This is a genomic window from Arthrobacter sp. CP30 (genome assembly GCF_053470025.1).
Genome location: NZ_JBQEMM010000009.1, coordinates 142,528 through 165,446 on the forward strand (window position 1 = coordinate 142,528; position 22,919 = coordinate 165,446).

The 22,919-nt window shown below is 61.9% G+C and carries 17 protein-coding genes; 8 read left to right on the forward strand and 9 right to left on the reverse strand.

What is annotated here, in order from left to right:
* Positions 1–58 precede the first annotated feature (58 nt).
* The 3 genes from ACTIMO_RS13000 to ACTIMO_RS13010 all read right to left on the reverse strand — a co-directional run bounded on the left by ACTIMO_RS13000 (position 59) and on the right by ACTIMO_RS13010 (position 5,107).
* Positions 59–3,010, reverse strand: a complete 2,952-nt coding sequence (locus tag ACTIMO_RS13000; protein WP_448182662.1) for a GH32 C-terminal domain-containing protein — start codon at positions 3,008–3,010, stop codon at positions 59–61.
* 112 nt (positions 3,011–3,122) lie between these two features.
* Entirely contained in the window at positions 3,123–4,085 is a 963-nt protein-coding gene (locus ACTIMO_RS13005; protein WP_448182663.1) for a PfkB family carbohydrate kinase, read from the reverse strand.
* A 20-nt stretch (positions 4,086–4,105) separates the two neighbouring features.
* Entirely contained in the window at positions 4,106–5,107 is a 1,002-nt protein-coding gene (locus ACTIMO_RS13010; protein WP_448182664.1) for a LacI family DNA-binding transcriptional regulator, read from the reverse strand.
* 175 nt (positions 5,108–5,282) lie between these two features.
* Here ACTIMO_RS13010 and ACTIMO_RS13015 point away from each other — a divergent pair, with 175 nt between their 5' ends.
* From ACTIMO_RS13015 to ACTIMO_RS13030, 4 genes are all read left to right on the forward strand, one after another.
* Positions 5,283–6,395: a substrate-binding domain-containing protein gene (locus ACTIMO_RS13015; RefSeq protein ID WP_448182665.1), complete on the forward strand. Its 1,113-nt coding sequence runs from the start codon at positions 5,283–5,285 to the stop codon at positions 6,393–6,395.
* A gap of 81 nt (positions 6,396–6,476) precedes the next feature.
* Positions 6,477–7,520 (forward strand): ABC transporter permease, encoded by a 1,044-nt coding sequence (locus ACTIMO_RS13020; protein ID WP_448182666.1) that lies wholly within the window; start codon positions 6,477–6,479, stop codon positions 7,518–7,520.
* Positions 7,517–8,323: an ATP-binding cassette domain-containing protein gene (locus ACTIMO_RS13025; RefSeq protein WP_448182667.1), complete on the forward strand. Its 807-nt coding sequence runs from the start codon at positions 7,517–7,519 to the stop codon at positions 8,321–8,323. Before ACTIMO_RS13020 ends, ACTIMO_RS13025 begins: the two co-directional genes overlap by 4 nt.
* On the forward strand, positions 8,320–8,631 hold the full coding sequence (locus tag ACTIMO_RS13030) for a putative quinol monooxygenase (RefSeq protein ID WP_448182668.1): 312 nt from the start codon (positions 8,320–8,322) through the stop codon (positions 8,629–8,631). Before ACTIMO_RS13025 ends, ACTIMO_RS13030 begins: the two co-directional genes overlap by 4 nt.
* A gap of 102 nt (positions 8,632–8,733) precedes the next feature.
* Here ACTIMO_RS13030 and ACTIMO_RS13035 read toward each other — a convergent pair whose 3' ends face one another.
* Both ACTIMO_RS13035 and ACTIMO_RS13040 read right to left on the reverse strand, forming a co-directional pair.
* Positions 8,734–10,086 carry a cellulase-like family protein gene (locus tag ACTIMO_RS13035; RefSeq protein WP_448182669.1) on the reverse strand — a complete coding sequence of 451 codons (1,353 nt, stop codon included), beginning with the start codon at positions 10,084–10,086 and terminating at the stop codon, positions 8,734–8,736.
* A complete protein-coding gene (locus ACTIMO_RS13040) occupies positions 10,083–13,394 on the reverse strand; it encodes a DUF5107 domain-containing protein (RefSeq protein ID WP_448182670.1) in 3,312 nt (1,103 codons plus the stop codon). The genes ACTIMO_RS13035 and ACTIMO_RS13040 overlap by 4 nt, the downstream gene beginning before the upstream one ends.
* A gap of 178 nt (positions 13,395–13,572) precedes the next feature.
* Between ACTIMO_RS13040 and ACTIMO_RS13045 the strand changes: the two genes are divergently transcribed.
* Positions 13,573–14,349: a helix-turn-helix domain-containing protein gene (locus ACTIMO_RS13045; protein WP_448182671.1), complete on the forward strand. Its 777-nt coding sequence runs from the start codon at positions 13,573–13,575 to the stop codon at positions 14,347–14,349.
* Positions 14,350–14,431: 82 nt separating this feature from the next.
* On the opposite strand, the gene ACTIMO_RS13050 is transcribed toward ACTIMO_RS13045, so the two are convergent.
* From ACTIMO_RS13050 to ACTIMO_RS13060, 3 genes are all read right to left on the reverse strand, one after another.
* Entirely contained in the window at positions 14,432–15,298 is an 867-nt protein-coding gene (locus tag ACTIMO_RS13050) for a carbohydrate ABC transporter permease (protein WP_448182672.1), read from the reverse strand.
* Positions 15,292–16,146, reverse strand: coding sequence for a carbohydrate ABC transporter permease (locus ACTIMO_RS13055; protein ID WP_448182673.1), 855 nt, complete (start codon positions 16,144–16,146; stop codon positions 15,292–15,294). The genes ACTIMO_RS13050 and ACTIMO_RS13055 overlap by 7 nt, the downstream gene beginning before the upstream one ends.
* A gap of 128 nt (positions 16,147–16,274) precedes the next feature.
* Entirely contained in the window at positions 16,275–17,606 is a 1,332-nt protein-coding gene (locus ACTIMO_RS13060; protein WP_448182674.1) for an ABC transporter substrate-binding protein, read from the reverse strand.
* Between the two features lie 381 nt (positions 17,607–17,987).
* Between ACTIMO_RS13060 and ACTIMO_RS13065 the strand changes: the two genes are divergently transcribed.
* From ACTIMO_RS13065 to ACTIMO_RS13075, 3 genes are all read left to right on the forward strand, one after another.
* Positions 17,988–20,231, forward strand: coding sequence for a beta-galactosidase (locus tag ACTIMO_RS13065; RefSeq protein ID WP_448182675.1), 2,244 nt, complete (start codon positions 17,988–17,990; stop codon positions 20,229–20,231).
* Between the two features lie 104 nt (positions 20,232–20,335).
* A complete protein-coding gene (locus tag ACTIMO_RS13070; RefSeq protein ID WP_448182676.1) occupies positions 20,336–20,896 on the forward strand; it encodes a helix-turn-helix domain-containing protein in 561 nt (186 codons plus the stop codon).
* A 372-nt stretch (positions 20,897–21,268) separates the two neighbouring features.
* Positions 21,269–21,406 (forward strand): hypothetical protein, encoded by a 138-nt coding sequence (locus tag ACTIMO_RS13075; protein WP_448182677.1) that lies wholly within the window; start codon positions 21,269–21,271, stop codon positions 21,404–21,406.
* 9 nt (positions 21,407–21,415) lie between these two features.
* Here ACTIMO_RS13075 and ACTIMO_RS13080 read toward each other — a convergent pair whose 3' ends face one another.
* Positions 21,416–21,955 (reverse strand): hypothetical protein, encoded by a 540-nt coding sequence (locus tag ACTIMO_RS13080; protein WP_448182678.1) that lies wholly within the window; start codon positions 21,953–21,955, stop codon positions 21,416–21,418.
* Between the last annotated feature and the right edge of the window lie 964 nt (positions 21,956–22,919).

Here is a 22,919-nt window from a genome sequence, read left to right on the forward strand (position 1 = left end):
TCTCGCCTGTGGAGGTTTGACCAGTGATTCGAGGAACTGCGGTGCCTCCTCCCTGTAGCTACTTCTTCGCTTTTTGCACGACGACGGTCTGCTTTGTCGTTTCCGTCGCCCCCTTACTGTTGGTGAGCACTCCCGTGTACACGTACTTGCCCGGCGCCCGGTTGGTGATGTCCACGATGGCGTTCTGGGGCTTCGGGGTCGCCCATGCGAGCTTCTGGGTGTGGATCTGCTCGCCGTTCTCGTACAGGGTGAAGCTGCTGCCGTTCTCCCCGCTCTTCAGGTCCATGGTGACGGTGTAGTTGCCGTCGTGGGGCCCTTTGTCCTTGCCGTGGTCGATGGACAGTTTGGCTTTACCAGGCGCCGTGGAGGCGTTGTCCTCGGGCTTCTCCGGTACGGGTCCGTGCCACATGGCGGGTGTCAGGGGGGTCACGGTCAGGCCCTCGAGGGTTGCTGTGCCGCCGGAGGAGAACAGGCCTATCTGGTTGGCGCCGACGTTGGGGAAGACCTGGTCGGTGATGGTGGTCAGCCCGTCGTTGGCGAAGACTTCGACGGAGGCCCGGTCGACGTAGACGCGCATGGCGACCTGGCCGTCTTTCAGCGGGACGGGGGCGTCCTCGATGGAGGAGAACGCGGGGTGGAAGCCTTCGTTGCCGGAATTGGTGCGATCCACGAAGAGCCTGCTGGTCTGTGCGTTGTAGCCGATCTTCGTGGCTTCGGTTCCGTCGCCGAGGACGCTGAGGCCGAACGTTTCGGCGTCGCCCGGACTGAAGACGGCATCGATCTGGACGACGTCGCCTGAGACGGGGAGGGTCTCGGCGCCTTCGGCGATGGTCCGGGGTCCGGTGGTGTAGGCGGCATTGTCTTCGCGCAGGATGTCGATCTGGTCAACGACTTTCTGGACCAGGCGGGGGCCGTCTGCTGTTTCGGTCAGGTTCACTTCGCGGGGCAGTGACATGGAGCTGCGCCATGTGGTGGTGGGGATGTCATTGGCGTAGTCCCAGTTGCTCATCCAGCCGATCATGATTCTTTTGTTGTCGGGGACGTTGCTGAAGGAGACGGCTGCGTAGTAGTCCTTGCCCCAGTCGAGCCAGTCGTAGTCCTCGAGGCGGGATACGGCCGGTTCGTCGGAGAGCATGAATTCGTCGGCGAGGATGTGGCCCCAGCCGCCGCGGTTGTTGTCGACGACGGTGATGCTGGCTTCTCGTCCCTCGAACTCGCTGACGTTCCAGCTCTTCCAGTCCAGGGTTTCGCTGTTGTTGCCGGTTGCGGTTCGGACGACTTCTCCGTCTACGACGAGGTTGACGGAGGTTTCATCGCTGCGGGTGAGGGCGGGTTCCTCGCCAAGGACGACGTGGTCGAAGGTGAGGTGTCCCCATCCTCCGGAGGCATTGTCGACGATTCGCAGGGTTGCTTGCTTGCCGGTGTAGGCGGTGACGTCCCAGTTCTGCCAGTTGAGCGATCCGGAGTTGTCTCCGGTAGCGGTGTGGACGACCTGGCCGTCGATGACGAGTTCGGCCTGCAGTGTTCCATCGGTACGTCGTCCGCCGCCGATCAGGAAGCTCAGATTCGTGTTGTCGATGGTGAACTCGGGAGATGTTAGTGTCCCGGAGTTGTTGTCACCGTTGGGTCCGGCTTCAAAGGTGTTGATGCGGCCGGTGCCGATGAAGTTCTCGCCGCCGGCTGTGGAGGGGTTGCGGGCGGCTTCGAAGTCTCCGTCGATGATCCACCCTTGATCGGTCAGGGTGCCTTGGGCGTATTCGAAGCCGTTGAAGAGGAGGGTTCCGGGTGCTGGGGTGTTTTCGAGCTGGCCGCCGGGGACGTGGGGGTGGTTGCCGCCGCCGACCAGGAAGTTGATGTGGTCCTGGCTTCCGACGGTGAAGGTGGGGGATTGGATGGTCCCGACGGGCCAGTCGCCGTCGTTGAAGCCGTTGATGAGTCCTGCCCCGGTGTACCCGGTGACGGTCATCTGGCCGGGAATCGCACCGGCGGCAGGGGCGTCGGACCACGGGCCGTTCTTCCAGTTCCCGGGTTCATTGTTGACCGTCCAGCCGTTGTACGTTCCGTCGTTGAAACCGGCCAGTGTCGTGCCCTCGGGCACGGAGTCCACGGGTTCGGTCGTGTCCGAGGTGAAGGTGGTGCCGTCGAAGTCTCCGACGAAGTACTGGCCGCCGCTTCCTCCCGCGACAGCTCCCGGGTTGAGGTTGACGATCATCACCCATTTGATGTTGTTCGGGTCGCCGTCCACCGCGATGGGGAAGAGGTCGGGGCATTCCCAGATGCCTGCGGTGGAGTTGGCGGGGCCGAAGTCGCTGAGGTGGGTCCAGTCCTTCAGGTTGTCGCTCTTGTAGAGGACGACCTTATGGTCGGTTGCCTCGACGGTTGTCATTACCCAGTACGATCCGGCAGGGCCGTCGTAGCGGAACACCTTGGGGTCCCGGAAGTTTGCCGAACTTCGGTCCAGAACGGGGTTCCCGTCGTACTTTGTCCAGGTCTGTCCCTCATCAATGCTGTAGGCGAGGGACTGGGCCTGCCGGCCGGCGAGGGTGGGATGCGCACCGGTGTAGGCACTCGTGTAAATCGCGACCAGGGGCGGGTTCTCTGCGGTGCCGAACCCCGAGGAATTCGTTTCGTCGACGACGATCGAGCCCGAGAAGATGTCCTCGATCGCTACCCCGTCGGCATTGACAGTCTGCGGGATGGCCAGGGGCTGTTCTTCCCACTGCAGCAGATCCGTGGACGTGGCGTGCCCCCAGCTCATGTTGCCCCACGTCGTCCCGTAGGGGTTGTGCTGGAAGAACAGGTGGTACTGGCCCTTGTAGTAGACCATGCCGTTCGGGTCGTTCATCCAGTTCTTCTCGGGACTGAAGTGGATGAACGGGCGGTACTGCTGGCTGGCAGGATCAATCGGTGCTTCTTCGGCCAGAGCGGGGCCGCTGGCGGCCAGGAGCGATGCGGCAATAGCGGCGATCACACCTGCTGTGAGGGTTTGGCTGCGGGTTCCGGACTTCATGGTCTAGGTACGCCCTTCATTGCGCGTGTCAGCTGAACTGACAACGTTGTCAATTGGTGAGTGTGATGCTACGCACTGTCTACCGGACAATTCAAGGAGAGGTGTTTCGGCGTCAGACGCTCAGGTCTTCAGGCATGGATGTGGCGCCGGATTCATGGTGAGCTTCACGACGAGCCGATGCTTCAGGCTGCTGCAGGAGAGCGCCGTGCGCGCGGCAGGTGGCGGCTGCGATGAGCATTGCTTCCGCCAGCGCGGTCGTCATGTCGGAGGCTGTTGTGGGCATTCCGTCTCGGACGAGCGTGGACAGCACGGACGACAAGGTGGCGTCGCCGGCGCCCATGGTGTCGACAATCAGACCTTCAAGGTCGGCTACCGGTTGGTGGATTCCGAGCTCGTTGGCGCGCAGGAGCCAGGCGCCCAGCGGCCCGGCGGTGGCGAGGATGGTGGGCGCTCCGGCGTCGAGGAGGCGCTGACTGAATGTGTGGAGGTCTTCGGCGGCGAGGAGGGCTGCGTCGTCGTCGCCGACTTTGCTGAGGAAGCTCCGGGTTGCCATGGCCGTGAAGTTGGCGAGGAAGAGCTCCCTGTTGGCCATCATGCCTGAGCGAGGATTCGGGTCGATGACAAGGCGGCGCTCGGGCCGGCTGATCAGGGCCGTCAGCGCATCGACTTCCTTCTGGTTGTCGAAGGGGAAGCAGCTGACGGCGATGAAGTTTGCCTGCGCGATGGCTGCCCGGTGTGCGTCCTGGTAGAGCAGGGTGCGGTGCCTCGCGGCGTGGTTGAAGGCGTAGCGGGGTTCGCCGTCGGTGCGATCCGATACGGCGCGGGAGGTGCCGTAGGGCGCAGGCGTTGCGAGGAGTTTTACTCCGTGGAGGTCCAGGAATGCTCTGATGCGCTGGCCGTCTTCGTCGTTGCCGACCATGGCGATGAGGGTCGCGGGGATACCGAGCAGGGTCAGTCCGACCGCTACGTTCAATGCTGCACCGCCGGGGAAGGATTGTGATCCGGATGGTTCGCGTAGTTCGTCGATGAGGGCGTCGCCGATCACGACGACGCTGCTGGTGGTCTGGGATGTCATCGTGGTTCTTTCTGTTGGGCTCAGCGCTGAGCGGGAAGGATTTCGCCACTGCCACGGATGATGAGGGTGGTCGGGACGATGCAGGTGCGAGGCGGTGTCACTTCTCCGTCGAGCCGGCCGATGAGGCGCTGAGCAGCGGTACGGCCGATGTCCTCCGGGCTCTGGGCGACGACGGTGACTCCTGGATCGAGCAGGTCGGAGAGCTGGAAGTCGTCGAAGCCGACAAGCGCTGTGCTTCGGTGTGCCTCACGGGATCTCAGTGCCCGAATGGCACCAATGGTCACGAGGTTCTGGCTACTGAAGACCGCCGTGGGTGGGGTGGGGGAGTCCAGCAGAGCGAGCATTGCCTGCGCCGCGGATCGTTCATCGTGAAGATTCTCGATGACCGGAATGTCACCCGTGGGAACACCTGCTCGACCGAGAGCATCGAAGAATCCGAGGCGCCGCTGCGCTGCGGTGTAGATGTCACTCCGGTCCCCTAGATAGGCGATGCGTCGATGGCCATGGTCGAGCAGGTGGTTGGTAGCCGTCAGCGCACCTTCACGGTTGTCACTCACAACGCAGTCCCCGGCGATGCCCGCCGGTTCGCGGTCGACGAAGACGATGGGGGTCCCATGGCGCATCTCGGAGGCCAGGTAGGACTGGTCGCGTGAAATGGTGGTGAGGATCAGCCCATCCACCCGCCGCCTCAGGAAAGCAGCCACCGAAGCCTGTTCCCGCTCAGGGTCATCGTCCAAGCTGGAGGCGAAGACGGCGATACCCCTTTCCAGGGCCAGATCCTCGATGGCCCTATGCATGGCCCCGGCGAAGGGGTTGTCGACGCTACTCACCAGCAGGCCGAGGGTCCGCGTCCGCCCGTCCGCCCGCCGCAGATTTCCCGCCTGCTCATCAGGGTGATAATCCAGCGACCGCGCGGCATCCATCACCTTCGTTATGGTCGCGGCTGAAACATTCGGTTCCTGATTGATGACCCGCGAGACCGTCTTGATGCCCACGCCGGCCAGGGCCGCGACGTGGCGCATCGTAGGGCGCGAACGCGGAGCCTGCGGTGAGCTTTTACCTGACATCGATGTCACGTTCGAATCTCCATCGTTCCGGAAAGGTTGACTGTGAGCCAGATCATAGTCTATACCTGACATGACATCGTTGTCAGGGAGGATGCCTCCCGCCACCTAAGGAGATTCAAGGATGAATCGCATGACATCCCATCCATCCCACTCGATCCGCCGGCGTCTCATGACAGCGGGTTCGGTCGTGACCCTGTCGCTCCTGGCTCTGACCGCGTGTGGGGGCGGAGACTCGTCGTCCTCATCGGGCGATGGTGCCGCTTCTGGTTCGGCCGACGGCCCGATCGGCGTCTCGCTGATCGTGAAGACCACCACGAACCCTTTCTTCGTCGCGATGCAGGAAGGTGCGCAGGCAGCAGCCGAAAGCGAAGGGGTCGAGCTGACCCTGGCTGCCGGCGAGGAGGACGGCGACGAAGACACCCAGATCCAGGCCATCGAGAACGCCATCTCCAAGGGCGACGCAGGCATCCTCATCACCCCCAACGGCCCGGCCGTCGAGGACGCGCTGACGAAGGCCCGTGATGCAGGCCTCTTCGTCATTGCGCTCGACACCCCGCCGTCAGATCCGGAAGCCGCCGACATCACGTTCGCGACCGACAACTTCGTCGCCGGGCAGGAAATCGGCAAGTGGACCGCCTCGAAGCTCGCCGGCGAGAAGGCAACCATCGCCATGATCGACCTGTTCGACGACAAGATCGTCTCCGTCGACTACAACCGTGACCAGGGCTTCCTCGACGGAATGGGCATCGATACGGCCGATGCCGAGAAGAACGGGGACGAGGAGAAGACCGGTTCCTACAGCGGCGGCGACTACGAAATCGTCGGCAACGAAGCCTCCCAGGGCGCCGAAGACGGCGGCCGCACCGCAGCTGAAACCCTTCTGAGCGCCAACCCAGACATCAACGTCGTCTACACCATCAATGAACCGGCCGCCTACGGCGCCTACGAGGCCTTCAAGGCCGCAGGCAAGGACGACGTGATCGTCGTATCCATCGATGGAGGTTGCGCCGGCGTCGCTCAGGTCGATGAGGGAATCATCGACGCGACCAGCCAGCAGTACCCCGTGAAGATGGCCGAGCTCGGAGTCCAGGCCATCGCCGACCTGGTCGAGACCGGCGAGGCCCCCGAGCCCACCGACGGCAAGGACTTCTTCGACACCGGCGTAGCGCTGGTCACCAACGAGCCGCAGGATGGCCTCGAGTCCATCGATGCCGCCGCTGCCAGCGACATCTGCTGGGGATAAAGCACCCCTCGACATAGTCGGTCCGCGGGTCGACACTCTCCCCGCGGACCGACTATCAGCACCGACCAACGGAGTTCTTCCATGAACCAGACAGTGAAAGCGGCACCTTCAGCGGGCAGCCATGATCTCGCCGGCGAGTTCCTCGACCGCACAACACCACTCACGCGAGTACGCAACACCCTCCACCGTTACCCCGCCCTCAGCCCCGCGATCGTGCTGGTTTTCGCCATCATCGTGTTCGGGCTCCTCAACGAACGCTTCCTCGCCCCGGCGAACCTTTCGCTGATCACCCAGCAGGTCGCAGTCGTCGGCACCCTCGCCATCGCGCAGACCCTCATCATCCTCACCGCTGGCATCGACCTCTCCGTCGGAGCGGTCATGGTCCTCACCTCCATGGTGATCGCCCAGACCAGCTCACAGAACGGCCTCCCAGGATTCGTCGCGCTGCTCCTCGGACTCGTCGTAGGCCTCGCCGCCGGCGCATTCAACGCCTTCCTGGTCACCAAGTTCAGGCTTCCCCCGTTCATCGTCACCCTCGGCACACTGAACATCTTCATCGCCCTGACCTTGCTGTACTCAGCAGGCGCCACCGTCCGCGGAGCCGAGATGCCCGGCGTGCTCACCGCCACCGGCACGACCTTCAGCCTCGCAGGCGTGAACATCACCAACGGCGTCGTTCTCATGCTCCTGCTGTACATCGCCGTTGCCTTCATCCTCGGCAAGACCGCCTGGGGGCGCCACGTCTACGCCGTCGGCGACGACAAGGAAGCTGCACGTCTTGCAGGTATCAGTGTCAACCGCGTCCTGGTCAGCGTCTACCTCGCCGCAGGCGCCATCCTCGCCGTCGGCGCCTGGATCCAGATCGGCCGCAGCAACGCGGCATCACCCAACGCCGGCGCCGACCTCAACCTGGACTCCATCACCGCCGTCGTCATCGGCGGAACAAGCCTCTTCGGAGGCCGCGGCACCATCTGGGGCACCCTCCTCGGGGCGCTGATCGTCGGCGTCTTCCGCAACGGCCTCTCCCTCGCCGGACTAGACGTCCTGTGGCAGACCTTCGCCGTAGGTGTCCTGATCATCATCGCCGTCTCCGTCGACCAGTGGATCCGAAAGGTACGCAAGTGACCGACACAGCAAGCACAACCCTCCCAGCACCGGGCAGTGACCCCAATCGTCAGCCCATCCTCGAAGCCCGCAACCTCGTCAAAACCTTCGGCAAGGTCGTCGGCCTCGACGGGGTGTCCCTGTCGCTCTACCCGGGCGAAGTCCTGGCGATCATCGGAGACAACGGCGCCGGCAAATCGACTCTGATCAAATGCCTCACCGGAGCCGAAGTCCCTGACCAGGGCGAACTGCTCCTCGAAGGACAGCCCGTCCACTTCAAACGACCCCAGGACGCACGGCAAGCCGGCATCGAAACCGTCTACCAAAACCTCGCCGTCTCACCGGCGCTCGACGTCGCCGCCAACCTCTTCCTCGGACGTGAAGAACGCCGTAGAGGGATACTCGGCTCCGTATTCCGCATGGTCGACACCAAAGGTATGCGCCAGAAAGCGCGGGCAGAACTCACCGAGCTCGGCATCAGCACCCTTCAGGACGTCACCGTGCCCGTCGAAAATCTCTCCGGTGGTCAACGCCAAGCCGTTGCCGTCGCCCGCGCGGCAGCTTTCGGATCCAAGGTCGTCGTCCTCGACGAACCCACCGCGGCCCTCGGTGTTCGCGAATCGAAGCAGGTCCTCGAGCTGGTCAAGAATCTCCGCGACCGGGGAATCCCGGTCATCCTTATCAGCCACAACATGCCACACGTCTTCGAGGTCGCTGACCGGATCCACATCCAGCGCCTCGGAAAGTGCGCCACGACCATCACCCCACAGAGCCACACCATGACCGAAGCGGTGGCGATCATGACCGGAGCGCAGACCGCATGACCGAACAAGAGCAGGCAATCGTAGCCCTGTACGCCGAGTTCACCGCCCAAGAGGGCAAGGCCGAGGAAGTCCAGGCGCTTCTCCTGGACCTCACTACCAAGGTCCGTGCTGAGCCAGGGAATATCACCTTCGACCCCCACCGACGCAAGGAGTCGCCGAATGACTTCTTCGTTTACGAGATATACCGTGACCAGCACGCGTTCGACGCACACATCAGCGCCGACTACGGCAAGGTCTTCAACGAAGCACTCAGCGAACTGATCGTAGGAACCGGGTCCACCCTGACCTTCCTTACACCCCTGCAGTAGCCGCAACGAGAAGCCCCGAGGTTCGTGATACTGGACCTCGGGGCTTCGTCATGTGGTAGGACGTTTATCATTTCGACACCACGGTACGGCTTCAGAAAGACCTCACGAACCTGCTGATAATGATCCTCTGTCAGGTACTGATCGTTGGGTGTCATGAGAACGGATCAGGCGGTTCGCTTGCTGTTGCCATGTTCTGTCGGCCCAGAAGGGATGGTGAGGGGCAGCATTCGAGCTGAGTACCATCCCCCAGACGCCGTGGTCGAGTGCGGTTTTGATGCCTTGCTCTGCGAGGATCCGCCCTATTGGTCCTTCCTCGAAGGTGCCGTGCAGCGGCGTGTAGCCGATCCAGCCTTCTCCGATGACCGCGGGCACTTGTTGCCAGCGTGCCCAGCCTGCGATCGCGATGACTCGTGATTCGATTTCGCGGCGCATGACTTCGCGATAGGTGCCGTATTCGTTGTACAGCCAGGTGTCCCAGGCATCGGCATCGATCCAGTCGTACCCGTACAGCATCTGATCTGTCACCACTGTTGCTGAGTACTTCCACTCTGCAGCTCGCCCGTACTCAGCCAGTGTTGGGGCACCCGTGCGCAGGAGCGCTTTGAGCTCAGCGTTCGGGAAGTCGGTCGTGCCTTCGGAGCGGATATCGATCCGCTTCTGCAGCGCATCGAGCACGCCGTAGCTGTAGACATGGAACTGGGCAGCTCCCAGTCCCTCGGGCAGCTCGTGCATTGTGAGGTGCGGGGGTTTGCCGTAGCTCGCGGTGACGAGCAGGTCGGGATGCAGTTCCCGTAGCTGCGCGACTGCCTCGCTACCGCCGTCCTCCAGTGCGGGGAGGATCGAGAAATCGACTTCGTTGTGCAACTCGACCAAGGCTATTCGTTGCCGGTGCCCGGCGGCGGTGAGGGCATCGATGAGCCCGTTCCACGCCTTGGCGAGAAGTGCGTAACGGTCCTCGAGCGCAACCGCGTCAATGGCACGGAACCATTCCTCCGACCGGGCGAACGAGGGGGACTGTTGGTACTCCCAGCTGGCGAGGATGATGACGAGCCCATGCTTGGCTGCAGCATCGAAGAGTTCGATCAGACGCTCATGCAGGTTGATGGTGTATCCGCCTGGGCAGTCGTACCACCGGGTGCCTTGACCGAAGTACCCGCCGTCCGGCCGCGGACCGAGGCCTTCGATCTCAAGACTCGTTGCCAAGTGACCCAGGCCGAGGTCGCTGAAGAGGAGTAGCGGGGCTGCGCAGATGCGGATCGTGTTGTACCCCAGTGCGGCCGTTTCAGCGCAGACTGCATCGAGGTCCGCGTAGGGGCCTCCCGGCTCTACGCGGGTGTACCAGGAGAAGTCCCACAAGCTGATGGTGAGCCGAGCAGGCAGGTGACTAGGGATAGGGCCGGTCAGCCCGCGATGAGTGGAATCGACGGTGCCTGATCCCAGGTATCTGTCATTCATGGAGCGCTCACTTCCGTCATGTGAAGTAGCCGGCCTCGACCGGCGAGGGCCTTGAGGTGGCGGGCCAGCAACTGCTGCTCGCTGTCTGCGGATTGGGTGAAGAGCAGTAGTTCCGGGAGCGAGGTGGCGAAGTAGTCCACCTGCGGACCGGTTAGCTCGAGTTGGTCTGCTTGCGCTTCGAGGTCAGTCCAAACATCCGCGGCTTGAGCGTCGTTGCCGAGTTTGAGGTGGGCGATGCCACGCCAGAAGTCGTGCTGACCGGTGGTGCGCCCTACCGCCAGCGGATTGTTGTTGACACTGGCGCGGGCATAGGCCTCCAGTGCTCCCTCGTTGTCGCCCAGCATTTCGCGGGCTTCTCCCAGAAGTACGTAGCGCTCGGCGAGGCTGTCGACGGGGTGTCGTCCCTCCGAGAGGTTCGCTGGTGCCATGGTTCCAGCTTCAACCAGGCGCAGCGCAGCTGAAGGGTCGGTGGCGAGAAGACGACGGGCTACCGCCAGGGACGCACGGTCGTAGGCAGCAAGGGCCTTGCCCTCTCCGCCTTCGAAGGGCTGGAAGGTGCGTTCCTGCATGATGGTGAGGGCGTCCTGTATGCGGCCCGTGTCGATCAGCAGGTTCACGTAGAGGATGGCCAAGTCGTCGCGCACGAGCACAGTGGGGCCATGCTGCTCGATCAGGTGAAGGCGTGCTTCGAGGGGCTCATCGCCCAGGGCTGCCAGGAGTGCGCGTTCGAAGACCAGTCGGGGATCGCCGGGGCGGAGTTCCAAAGCCCGGTCGAAGTAGCGCGTGCCGTCGATGATGGAGCCGCCACTGTTGATCGTTGCAACGGCGGCGTTGCGCCACGCTACCGGGTCTGATGACCCGAGACCTGTGGCTTGGTGTAACGCTTCGTATGCTTCGATGATTCGCCCGGCGTCGAGCAACCAGGCCCCCAGGAGTGCACGGGCGACATGGTCAGTTGCGTCGGCGGCGATGGCGGCGACCAGCGCGTCGTACTCTTCCAACCCCGAAGGGAAGGCATACGTCGCCATAGAAGTGCGGGCTTCCGCTCGTTCGAATGCTGCACTGGCTGTGTCACCGAGCGTGTCGAACCATGATGCTCGGAGGTAATGCCGCAGAGGTTCCTGGTTCCCGAACGTCGCCCAGGACGAACTGGTCGGATGCGCAGTGATCTCGAGCGCACGCCCGGTGTCGCCGAGACGCCATAGATCTGAAGCGACGATGAGGATGGTGCGCGGATCGATGGGTTTCAGTCTGCCCGCGAGGGCTTGAGCGACCGGATCGAGCGGATCGGTGCGAAGGCACTGTTCGAGTAGATCCTCGGCGCGGTCGACGTGTCCCAAGTGCCGTCGCGCGACGATCATTATGTGGTCCGCGGCAGGGCTCAGCGCATCGTGTTGATGCGCAGCGTCGGCATTCTCGAGGGCTTCTGCGGGTTTGCCGGTCCGCAGTGCGATGCGTGCCGCGCCCAGGCGCGACGGATGAGCCCAGGCTTTATCCCAGGCGGCCTTCCGGAAGTAGGTCTCGGCCTCATCGAGGCGCCCAGATCGTTCGGCTAGAAGGCCAAGACGGTAATGGGCTTCACCGGTCGGCGGGTTGAGGTTCCGTGACGTCAGTCGGGTGAGGGCGCGCGCGTACAGGTCATGGGCTTCCCGGTATTCACCTCGCCGATAGTGCCAGGCGCCCAGGGCCAGGCAGGACCGGGAGTCGTGTGGGTCGCGGTCGAGTGCTTCCTGGAAGTATGGTGCCGCAGATCGTGTCGGGTGCCGGTACTGCTGAAGGTGCGTCCCAGTTACATACAGCTCGTCGGCTGACGGTATGTCGGGGGGTGCGGGGGGTTCTGTTGCGACCCACGGCTCAACGGAGCCGGTGCTGTCCGCGCCGTCGGTGTTGCCTGGCAAAGTCCATACGATCAGTTCGGAGTCCTCGTGCATGACCCGCAGCGTGAGAGCGACAGTCGTGTCAGGAGGGTCGAGCGGCACGTCCGCTAGAAAGGGAGCGGCCGGCGTGAGCGCGGTGATGGCCTCCCACAAGATTGTGGTGTCCCGAAGAAGAAGGATACGGGTGTTGTTGCGTAGCGTCGCGCTTGCTACGCCGACCGTGGCAACCGATGCGCCCTCATCCCGCCGCAGTGACACGGCGACGTTCTGTGTAGCTTGATGAGCTGCGCCGATGGCTTGGATGGGATACCAGAACTGGCTGAAGGTCCTTGTCTCGCCGGGCGCGAGGTAGCTGAAGTCCGGCTGATTGTCAGTGAATACCCCGGCCATGAGTTCCACGTAGGGCCCGTCCGTGTCAGTAAGGAGCCGGTCCCAGGCGTGGCCGACCGGGCCGTTACCCCATGTCCACTGTTTCTTGCCGGGCGCGATGGACCGGTCGGCCCAGTGGATGAAGCCGGCTTCCACCCGATGGTCGTACCCGCCGAAGAAGGAGTCCTGGGTGTCGGTGACCATATAAGAGGTCGGGACAGGAATGTTGCTGTAGTAGTCGATACGGTCAGCGTTTGGTTGCGTCACGTTGGCGCAGGCCGGGTAGTCGACGCCGTAATACGGGCGATCAGCACGGGGGAATGCTGTGATAGCTCTTCGGGCGTGGTCGGCAACGTAGTGGACATCTGTGGGGAAGAACGACTGGTAGTCATCGTGGACCCGGGCTGCGGCATTCGCCCACCAGAGGAAGGTCTGCGGTTCATCGGTGCGGTTGTAGAGGCGAACTGCCACTTCGATGACGGAGCTGTCCGGGCGGATCCTGATGCCGTGGGTCCCCCTCATCCGCTGCAGGGGATCCAGATCGCTCTGCCAGACCGTCGTCGTCCCGTCGTCGGCGCATTCGATGCTGGTTTCGACCGGTAGGTAGGTTCCTGGGCGGTGGTGCTGGGGCCAGTTGAACTCAACTCCTCCGGATATCCACGGCCCGGCGAGCCCGACGAGGGCTGGCTTGATGACGTTGTTGCGGTAGAAGAAGTCGTACCCGTTGGTCTTGTCGTAGCCGATATGAATACGCCCGCCGAGTTCGGGCAGGATCATCAACCGGATCCACTGGTTTTCGAGGTGCACAGCCTGCCAGAGGCGGGGTTGTTTCGTGGTGGAGATGCGGTCGGTGAAGGGAATGGGATAGACCCGCCCGCTCGAGCCCTGATATACGCGGCGGTCCAGAAACATCGGATACTCGTCTGGCTCCTCAGGCGCGTACGTATCAATGGACACTGCTTCGCTCCAGCAGGCGACGCCGCCTGCGTCGAGGAGCACCTGCTGGTCTGCAGGGGCCGCGGGAAGCGTGATGGAACTCTTGACGTCATTGGCGTGGCTCACAGAACCAACCCTAGGAACCATCATCGCCGTTCGCCATGGCAGATAATGAGGCATGCATGGACGATTCGACACAGGCGAACCTGAAGGCGAGAGAGCGACAGGGTTCCAGGACCAACGCCTGGTCGTGGTTCCACGACCGCTCATCAGGGAAGCACTCACTCGCCCTGTCACGCGGCGGATGGTGGTAACCGATGCAGGCTTCTTCCCCCGGGCTACCGGTCACGGCCGCCATAGGGACAGGGGAGCACCGGAGACGATCATCATGCTCTGCGTGGCGGGCAGCGGATGGGTCGAAGTGGGTGGGGTCCGGGCAAGGGTCGAGAAAGCGACCGCCGTCGTGCTTCTCGGGAACACGGGCATCCCTCATGCCTATGGGGCAGCAACAGAGGATCCATGGACGATCTGGTGGTGTCACGTCAGGGGAACAGACGTGGCTGAACTCCTTGCTGAAGCAGGGATCACCGACGGTCGGCCATTGATCGGGCTGGTGGCGGTCGACCGGTTGACCGCCCTTCTGGACGAGATCATTTCCTCGCTCGAACGTGACCAGTCGCCGGCTCGTCTCGTTGCGACAGCAGGCATGGCATGGCGCCTGTTGACCTCCTTGGCGGTCGATCGCCGGTCACCGGAGAAGGGAGCGCCGTTGGAGCAGGCGATGCGCTTCCTCGAGGAGCGCGTCGACGGGACGATCCGGGTACCCCATCTGGCAGCACTTGTCGGCGTGTCATCCTCACAGTTGAGCAAACTGTTCCGGGAGGCGACAGGGGGCGGGGTCCTTGCTCACCACGTGGCACTGAAGATGGCGCGGGCCAGGCGGCTGCTGGACACCACCAATCTCTCCGTTGCGCAGGTTGGGCAGGAGATCGGGATGGAGGATCAGTTCTACTTCTCGCGGCAGTTCCGCCGTCTTCACGGGCAGAGCCCAAGCGCGTATCGGGCCGAGCGGAAGGGCTGACAGGTACTGATTGGACGTGCTGTGGTGCTGGTGCCACCGGCCCTACCGATGGTACCGCGCCCGATCCTGGGAATGTCTGCGGTCAACCTTTAGTGGCTCCTGCGGTGAGGTCGGCCCGCCAGAAGCGCTGCAGCCCGATCATGAGGGCCACCAGAAGGACCGCGGAGAGTGCAGATCCGGTCACAACGAGTTGGTAGAACATGGGATCCCGCTGCGTCTGCGAGTTCCAGAGCGTCAGTCCGAGGGTGAGTGGGAATGTCTTTGTCTCGGTGAGCATGACCAAAGGCAGCAGGTAGTTATTCCAGATCGTGACGAACTGAAAGAGAAAGATCGTCACCAGTGCCGGGGTCATCATGCGGGACGCTATCGCCCCGAAGATCCGTAAATCTCCTGCGCCGTCGATGCGTGCAGCCTCGATGATCTCATCTGGCACCGCTGCGTTGGCATGAATCCGCGCAAGGTACACGCCGAAGGGGCTGACCATACTGGGAAGGAGGACGGACCAGTACGTGCCGGTGAGGCCGACTGCGTTCAGGAGGAAGTAGAGGGGGAGTGCGATGACCGTTGCGGGTACAAGAACACCCCCGAGGATGATGGAGAACAGCAGCTCCCGGCCCTTGAAGGGGAATTTGGCTATCGCGTACCCGCATGCTGCTGACAAGATAGTCGCGGCCAACGCCCCGATTGCGGAATACAAGATGCTGTTGAGGATCCAGGAGGTGAAGATGCCGCCGTCCTGGGTGAAGACATTGGTGAGATTCAGCCATGCCTGCGGTGAATCGGTGAACCACAGGCCGAAGCTGCTGAATAGTTCACCCGGGCTCTTGGTTGCTGCAACGAGTACCCAGAGAATGGGGAGCAGGAAGTACAGGGCGGCGATGACAAGAACGCCGTTGACCACAATAGTGCTGGTCAAGGGTTGTCGGATGGATCGGTTTCGGGCTACCACGCGCGGTCTCCTTTGCGGTTCACGAGACGGAGGAAGCCGAAGGAAAAGGCGAATCCGAGCACTGCGACAATGACCGCCATGGCTGCAGCCAGGTTCGGGTTGCCCTGGGAGAAGGCCTGGTTGTAGGCGGCGAGGTTCGGTGTGTAGTCAGAATTGATCGCCGTGGTCAGTGGTCTGAGGACGAGTGGTTCGACGAACAGTTGCAGGGTGCCGATGATGGTGAAGACGGTCACGAGCACGATCGATGGTCGAATCAGTGGGAGCTTGATGCGCCAGGTGATGGCCCACTCGGAGGCGCCGTCGATCTTCGCGGCCTCGAAAAGCTCTGACGGGACGGCGTTCAGGGCCGCGATAAGGATGAACATGTTGTAGCCGGCGAAGCCCCATAGCGCGATGTTGGCGATCGCGAACAGGATGCTGCCCGTGCTCAAGGGACTGAGATCGATACCGATCGCGGATAAGACCTGCAGGATCGGGCTCGTCGCCGGGATGTAGAGGAAACCCCATAGCAAGGCCGCAATCACGCCGGGAACTCCATAGGGGATGAAGAAGATAACCCGAAAGACTCGGGGGAACCTTGCACTGGCCGAGTCGATGAGTAGGGCCAGTCCCACGGCAGTCACGACCATGAGGGGCACTTCGATGGCTGCGAAGGCCAGGAGCCGTCCGAGGCTTTCGACGAAGGACGGATTGCTGATAGCGGTGGCGTAATTGTCAAAGAGGACGAAGGTCCTCTCGGGTGCGCCGAAGCCGAGGCCGGAGGCCTTGGTCGAGAAGAGGCTGTCATTGATTGCGTAGACGATGGGGGCGATGAAGAACGCCGCGAACATGACAGCGAAGGGCACCACCAGGATGAGCAGGGCGACCCTGGAGTGCCGCCCGGACGTACGGGCGGGTCGTGCAGTTCGGCCGCGAACGGGTGGTGATGTTGGGGCAGAGGCGGGACGCGCTGTGCGCCCCGCCTCTCGGGTCTGGCTCAATTGACCGCGATTCCCTTGTCCTTGAGCGCGGAGCTCATGTCCTCCTGCGTCTTGTCATATGCGTCGGTCAGCGGTGATCCGCTTTCGACAGCAGTCTTGACGTTGTCACTCAGTGAGGCGAAGAGTGTCGAGGACAGGGGAGGCCACTTCCAGCTGTTGTCGACGTTCTTGTCCGATTCCGCGAAGACATCCCAGATGTCCTGGCCGCCGTAGAAGGCAAAAACCTCGGGGTCCTCCTGCAGGGAAGCGATGGAACTCGTGTCGGCGATGGCCGGCCAGCCGGCGCCGACACTGGTCAGGATGCTGACGCTCTCGGGATCGGAGTTGAGCCAGGCTGCGAACTCGGCGGCTTCCTTGGGGTGATCGGATCCCTTCAGAACCGCGCTGGCGGAGCCGCCGGCCCATGTCGCCGAGACCTCGTCTCCGGCTTCCCACTGTGGCATGGGCCCAACGGCCCATTGTCCGGCAGCGTCCGGGGCGGTTCCGCGCAGGATGGCGTCGGCCCAGGACCCGGAAATCCAAGAGGTGACGTTCCCGTTCTGGATATCGGCGTTCCATTCGCTCGAGAAGTCTGCTTCGATCTTCACGAGGTCCTCGTCGATCATCTTCTGCCAGAACTCGGCGACCTTCAGTGTCTCGTCATCGTTGATGGTGACGGTCCACGCGTCGTTCTCGGGTGCGAACCAGTTCCCACCACCTTGCTGGGACAGACCGATGAGCCACGGTGCCTGGTTAAAGGCGAAAGCCGTGATGTAGCGATTGGGATCGGAGGCCCGGATCTTCTTCGCTGCCTCGTAGTACTCATCCCACGTCTCCGGGTACGTGATGCCAAGGGAGTCGAAGATGTCCTTGCGGTAGAACTGGCCGAGGGGCCCGCTCGCTTGGGGGACAGCGTAGACACTGTCGTTGAAGACACCGGTTTCCCACTGCCAGGGGACGAACTTGTCCTCCTGATCACCGACATACTCGGTGATGTCCTCCAGCGCGTCATTGACCAGGAAGTCCGGGATTGCGTCGTATCCGAGCTGGGCGACGTCGGCCGGGTTACCTGCCTGCACGGCCGAGAGCATCTTCGCGTATCCGCCGTCGGGTCCTGCCGTGATGGTTTCGAGTGTGACGTTCACGTCGTCCTGGGAGGCGTTGTAGGCATCGACAGCCTGATCGATGTTGGGGACCCAGGACTGGAATGTGATGTCCACGGGACCTTCCGGTGTTGCGGGGGCAGTGTCTCCACTGGAGCCGCCGCAGGCGGTGAGCCCTCCGGCGAGGACGATGGTGACCGAGGCGGCCAACGCCGACCGGCGGGCCGAAAAGTGGTTGCCGAACATTACATGCTCCTTTGCACTGCAGGACGGGTGAACCCTTCCGGGTCCAATGCGCTAAATCTAGGCGTGCAAGCGGCTGCATGACATAGGGATATGAGCCGTCAATATGGACATTCGTGCACGTGGCGGTGCGCGGTTGGGGATCTGCTTCTGCACTGCTTAGATGGCGAAGAAGGTCCTGCCCCATAGCGAAGCAGCCCACGTGGTCGCGCTGAAGTTATGGAGGAAGGAGTACGAGGAACGTACGCCGGGGAATAACCCGGCAGGAAGCGGTGCCCGATGTCCCAGGCTTGCTCACTCATACCTCTGACCATCGATGGACGATCCACGCGCAACCTCACCCTCTTGGATTCACCAGTCGACGGCGCATCATCGAGGTACCGGATGACACCTTGGTTCATTGAGCACGATGATGTGCCGGTGATCCCCGTATCCGGCGAAATGCACTACAGCCGTGTCCCACGGGACCAGTGGCGCGACCGCCTCAACCTCATGAAGGCCGGCGGGATCACAGTGGTAGCAACGTATGCACTGTGGATTCATCACGAACCCCATCGCGGCGGTGTGTCCTTTGCCGGCAGGCTCGATATTGCAGCCTTCATCAGCTTGTGTGCAGAACTGGGTCTGGCCGTGGTTGTTCGGATTGGTCCTTGGTGTCACGGAGAGGTGCGAAACGGAGGATTTCCGGACTGGGTTCAGGCAGCCCCGGTACAACACCGAACCGACGACCCCGCCTACCTGGCGCTGATCGAACCATGGCTGCGCCGGCTCGGCCACGAAGTAGCACCCTTCTGCCAACCTGAGGGACCTGTGCTCGCCGTGCAACTCGAGAACGAACTGTATGACCAGCCCGGCCACATCAGCACTTTGAAACGGCTCGCGATCGAAAGCGGAATCATCGCCCCTTTCTATACTGCGACCGCATGGGGTGGAGCGAACCTGCCACTGCAGGACGTCGTCCCGCTGTTCGGGGGGTACGGAGACGGATTCTGGGTCGATGCGGACGAGCCTTGGGATCCGAGCTTCCGAGCGCACTTCTTCTTCTCCCACGCATGGGACGACCCCGGTATCGGCGCCGACCTTCGAAGCGCCCCCCAACAGGAAGTCGTCACACATCGTCCGTACCCGCCTGCCACCTGTGAACTGGGCGGAGGCATGGCCACCGCCTACCACCGGCGACCACGGCCCACCGGTCTCGACATCGCGGCTGTCGCCCACAACAAGATCGGCAGCGGATCCGCGTGGCAGGGCTACTACATGTATACCGGCGGAACGAACCCTACGAACCAGGACCACTCCTACACCACCGGACTGCAGGAATCTCACGACACCGGCTACCCCAACGACCTACCCCAGTACGACTACGACTTCCACGCTCCCATCGGCGCATCAGGACGCCTGAACACCAGCCATAACCTGCTCCGGCGCCAACACGCCTTCCTCGCCGCCTTCGGCCCGTCCTTCGCTCCGATGGAATCGAAACTCCCCGACCGAGGACCAACGGGCATCGACGACATGGAGACCCTCCGATGGGCGATACGCAGTGACGGAAGCAGCGGCTTCATCTTCATCACCTGGCACCAGCCCTACATCCCACTAAATACCTACGAAGATGCCCAGTTCGACGTCACCATGAGCGATAAACGTATCCTTTTCCCACCCCACCCCGTCGCTGTTCCCTCCGGAACCATTGCGCACTGGCCCCTGGGTCTGGTCATCAACAACGTCGAGCTCCTATGGGCCACCGCTTCCCCACTGACCACACTGCAGGACGGAACGATCACCGTCCTCGTCCTCACCGCCGAGCACGGTATCCCATTGACGTGGGAGTGGGCCGACAACGTCACTATCACCCGTTATGGGGACGGCGAAGGCGACGCGTCAACCGGACCCGGAAGGGTTACCAGGACCCATGTATACCGGTGCTCCACCCTGACGACGTACATCGACGTCCTCGTGCTGCCATCAATAGACGCAGATCAGGTTTGGGTACTGGGTGATGGCACGGATCGACAAGTAGTGCTGTCGGAACATCCCATATGGCTCGGAGCAGCCAGCCTACTGAACGGACGCACAACAGCACTAGAGCCCGAGGTTCATCGCTACCAGCCGTCAACTCACGCGTTTGTACCCGTCCGACCTCGAGCTCTCGACGACCCTCCCAGCCGACAACAACTTCCGGTCACGCTGCTACGACCGGCAGGCAACATCCCGCCGAGCTATGGCGATTCGGCCGGGAGGGGGAGCGCCCCCACGCAGGACACCATCCATGACTTGGCAGCTATATATGAAATTGGTGTTCCCCGTGACCCAGGGCTCGGGCACCGACGACGTGAACTGGAAATTGTCTGGGCCGGAGATGTCGCACAATTGAGCGTCGACAACGTCGTTGTCGCAGATCGGTTCTTGGATGGTTCACCTTGGATCGTCGACATCGAGACCTTGAAGTTGGGCACCGATTCGACGCTCATCCTGAACCTGTTACCGCTGAACATGGAACACTCTTCGCAGTTGCCGGAAGCGCTGCCACCGACGCGCGAGCTGCGAGACCAGCAGCAGGATGCGTTATCCGTAGAGCTGGTGGAGTGGCACCACTGGCTTGAGGACCCGCCTGATTTCAGTAGTTGAATAGAGGCGAACAAAGCGCAGTGAGACCCGGAACCCATACCCGCTAGCTATAGAACTGACGGAGGTTGTTGACAGTCGGGCCTTCCAGTTGAGAGGAAGACTGCATGACATCAAGACCGTCCGCATCAGCCCTTCGAGCGATGGAGCGACGAGCCAACCACAAGCTCGCGATCCTGCGTCACGTTGAGGAGGTCAGCGGGAGCGTCGCGGCGACGTGTCGCTACTACGGCGTGAGCCGGCAGGCGTATTACAGGTGGCTCAAGCGCTACGAGACCGAGGGCTTCGAAGGACTGAAAGACCGCTCAAGCGCCCCGCATCATTCACCGACGGCGACAGAGGTGGACGTGGTCGAGAAGGTCCAGACCGACAACGGCAGCGAGTTCGGTCAGTCCTTCCACTGGCACCTACTCGACAAAGGCATCGGACACATACGCATCAGACCCGCCACGCCCCGCCTCAACGGCAAGGTAGAGCGTTCACATCGGATCGACTCCGAGGAGTTCTACCGGCTCCTCGAGGGACAGGTCATCGATGACGTAAACCTCTTCCAGGACCGTCTCCAGCAATGGGAGGACCACTACAACTACGATCGACCTCACGGGGCACTCGCCGGGATCACACCCTACGAACGCCTCAAGCAGAAAACCCTGGATCCGCTGTCATAAGCCTCCGTCAGTTGCACAGCCCTGTTGTCCACGGGTGTGCGAGACAAGCAGCGGAGCGTAGGGAGCCTGTGCCGTGCACGTGTGGGCAGGAGGCGCACCAACCTGGGGAGTGGTCGTCGATCGACTTTGCGCTCTCGTTCAGCGCTGACCGCACATCACTGGTCGGCCCGGAAGGAACTCCGGGCCTCTCGGAGAGTGCCGAGTCGACAGGGACCCTATGGAGACGCGAAGCCCCTAATCGACGCTAGCGCTACTTTCCTCTCCTTTTTCAACCTCAACAACACCGACGGCGTTGACTGGCTCCAGAACTGAAGCATCTCGCCAGTAATTCTCGTAGGCGTCTCGAAGTACCTTCGAGCTCTTATCACCTAATTGAGTAAGCACGCTGATATTCTTGGCGACGCCATTCAAGCTGACACCCAACATTCAGATTTTTCCGGCCTCAGGAATATAATGCCGGTCATGAAGCTTATCGATGTGGCGGACTTGGATCTTGCCATCGGCCGCTGATATCGCGCGCTAATAAAGTCGACGCTGTTGATCTGTTCCAAATGCTCGAGAAGAGGTAAGTACTCGTGTCACGGGGGTTGCTTCGGCGACCTCCAAAAACTGTTCCAGCCGCAGGTAAGGGTCGACAAGAAGACCAGACCCGAGATTATTGAATTGATTGAGAAGCCGCGCGAAAGCCATCTTGTCCGACGGATCAACGGTCACTTCGACGTAAGGCTGTGCTTCGGGATCGACTTTGGGTGAATTCAGATCTCGAAGCATCGCCAGGGCGAGAGGAGTCAAAGCGACCGTACCTTGCGAAACTTTCGCCCACTGGAGCCGTTTCAAATAATCGAGGTATGTTTCGCCTTGCTCAACCAAGGGGCCCGCCAACATCGATTCCATCACCGTACTAAAGCTGTAAGCAAAGTTTTGCCGCTTGGGTCCTTCCCGATGTGGACGCGCCGCATAAGCATCTACCTCGGGAACTGTTGGGCGATAGCCCTGCCGCTGCAGCGTGGCAATATACTCCAACACAAGTCGTGCCCGCTCCTCCACAACCTCAATCATCAGGGCGCTCTCCCAGACCTAGCTCCACTTCCCACCTTCAAGGCTCCTAGGTCAGCTAGCAATCTTATGGTGATGCTGCAGCAGTAGGTGCACGGCTTCGCGGACCAGTGCGCTTTGGCCCTTCCCTGTCTCCGCAACCAAGTCATTGAACGCCTGATACTCATTTTCAGGAATCCGTCCCCTTACCGTGGGAGACGAACCTAGAGATCTTTCCTGGCCAACCTTAGGTCGCCCTGGGCGCAGGACTTTCTCTAAAGCTTCCTCGCTACCAAACTCCCGCAGAAGAAAGGAACGTCCAGCCTCGGCCGCCTCAACTCCGTGAAGTGGAGTTCCCTTCCCGCGAACTTCCGTTGTCGGTTCGGTTAGACGTTGCGCCAACGCCTCGTAATCCATGTCATTTCCCGCCATCAGGGTGCTCCTCTCGGAATCGACTGAACTTAGGCCCCAGGGGCATTGCATGAAAAATTGAAGACTCTCTTCCATCACCGAACTGGTGCACCAGAATCTCAACTTCCCGATCCGTCTGAGCATGCTCCGGGCCGATGTAGAGGACAATCGCACCCTCGTTGACCGGTTCGTCTAGCTCATGGACGAAATTCGCGTGCAGGATCGCGTATGCCTGGTCCTGGCGCGAGACCCCGTGCTTATCGCTTGACGGTTCCCACCGCGGTGCCATGTACCACCCTACTCTTTTGTAGCCGCAAACTGTAGCCCCATCATATTTCACCAGGGCTGCCGACCCCGAGAGGTGTGTGCTGCGCGCAGGGCTCGTTCCAGAGATGACCCTCTGCTCTCCAAGTCCTTCGTGGATCGCCGATAACCCACGTTATGTCAACTTATGTTGACGAGTGCCTCTACTCGCTGCGTTCGAACTGATCTGATCGAACGCTGAAGTGAGGTCGTCGGCCGCCGGCAGAGCGCGCTGCGGCATCACAATCACGAGCGTCACGCCCATTGAGGTTGT

What these genes read in the sequence shown, in the direction of transcription:
- ACTIMO_RS13000 (WP_448182662.1), bottom strand. Translation starts at nt 3,010, where the DNA reads ATGAAGTCCGGAACCCGCAGCCAAACCCTCACAGCAGGTGTGATCGCC.
- ACTIMO_RS13005 (WP_448182663.1), bottom strand. Translation starts at nt 4,085, where the DNA reads ATGACATCCCAGACCACCAGCAGCGTCGTCGTGATCGGCGACGCCCTC.
- ACTIMO_RS13010 (WP_448182664.1), bottom strand. Translation starts at nt 5,107, where the DNA reads ATGCGCCACGTCGCGGCCCTGGCCGGCGTGGGCATCAAGACGGTCTCG.
- ACTIMO_RS13015 (WP_448182665.1), top strand. Translation starts at nt 5,283, where the DNA reads ATGACATCCCATCCATCCCACTCGATCCGCCGGCGTCTCATGACAGCG.
- ACTIMO_RS13020 (WP_448182666.1), top strand. Translation starts at nt 6,477, where the DNA reads ATGAACCAGACAGTGAAAGCGGCACCTTCAGCGGGCAGCCATGATCTC.
- ACTIMO_RS13030 (WP_448182668.1), top strand. Translation starts at nt 8,320, where the DNA reads ATGACCGAACAAGAGCAGGCAATCGTAGCCCTGTACGCCGAGTTCACC.
- ACTIMO_RS13035 (WP_448182669.1), bottom strand. Translation starts at nt 10,086, where the DNA reads ATGAATGACAGATACCTGGGATCAGGCACCGTCGATTCCACTCATCGC.
- ACTIMO_RS13045 (WP_448182671.1), top strand. Translation starts at nt 13,573, where the DNA reads ATGGTGGTAACCGATGCAGGCTTCTTCCCCCGGGCTACCGGTCACGGC.
- ACTIMO_RS13060 (WP_448182674.1), bottom strand. Translation starts at nt 17,606, where the DNA reads ATGTTCGGCAACCACTTTTCGGCCCGCCGGTCGGCGTTGGCCGCCTCG.
- ACTIMO_RS13065 (WP_448182675.1), top strand. Translation starts at nt 17,988, where the DNA reads ATGACACCTTGGTTCATTGAGCACGATGATGTGCCGGTGATCCCCGTA.
- ACTIMO_RS13070 (WP_448182676.1), top strand. Translation starts at nt 20,336, where the DNA reads ATGACATCAAGACCGTCCGCATCAGCCCTTCGAGCGATGGAGCGACGA.
- ACTIMO_RS13080 (WP_448182678.1), bottom strand. Translation starts at nt 21,955, where the DNA reads ATGATTGAGGTTGTGGAGGAGCGGGCACGACTTGTGTTGGAGTATATT.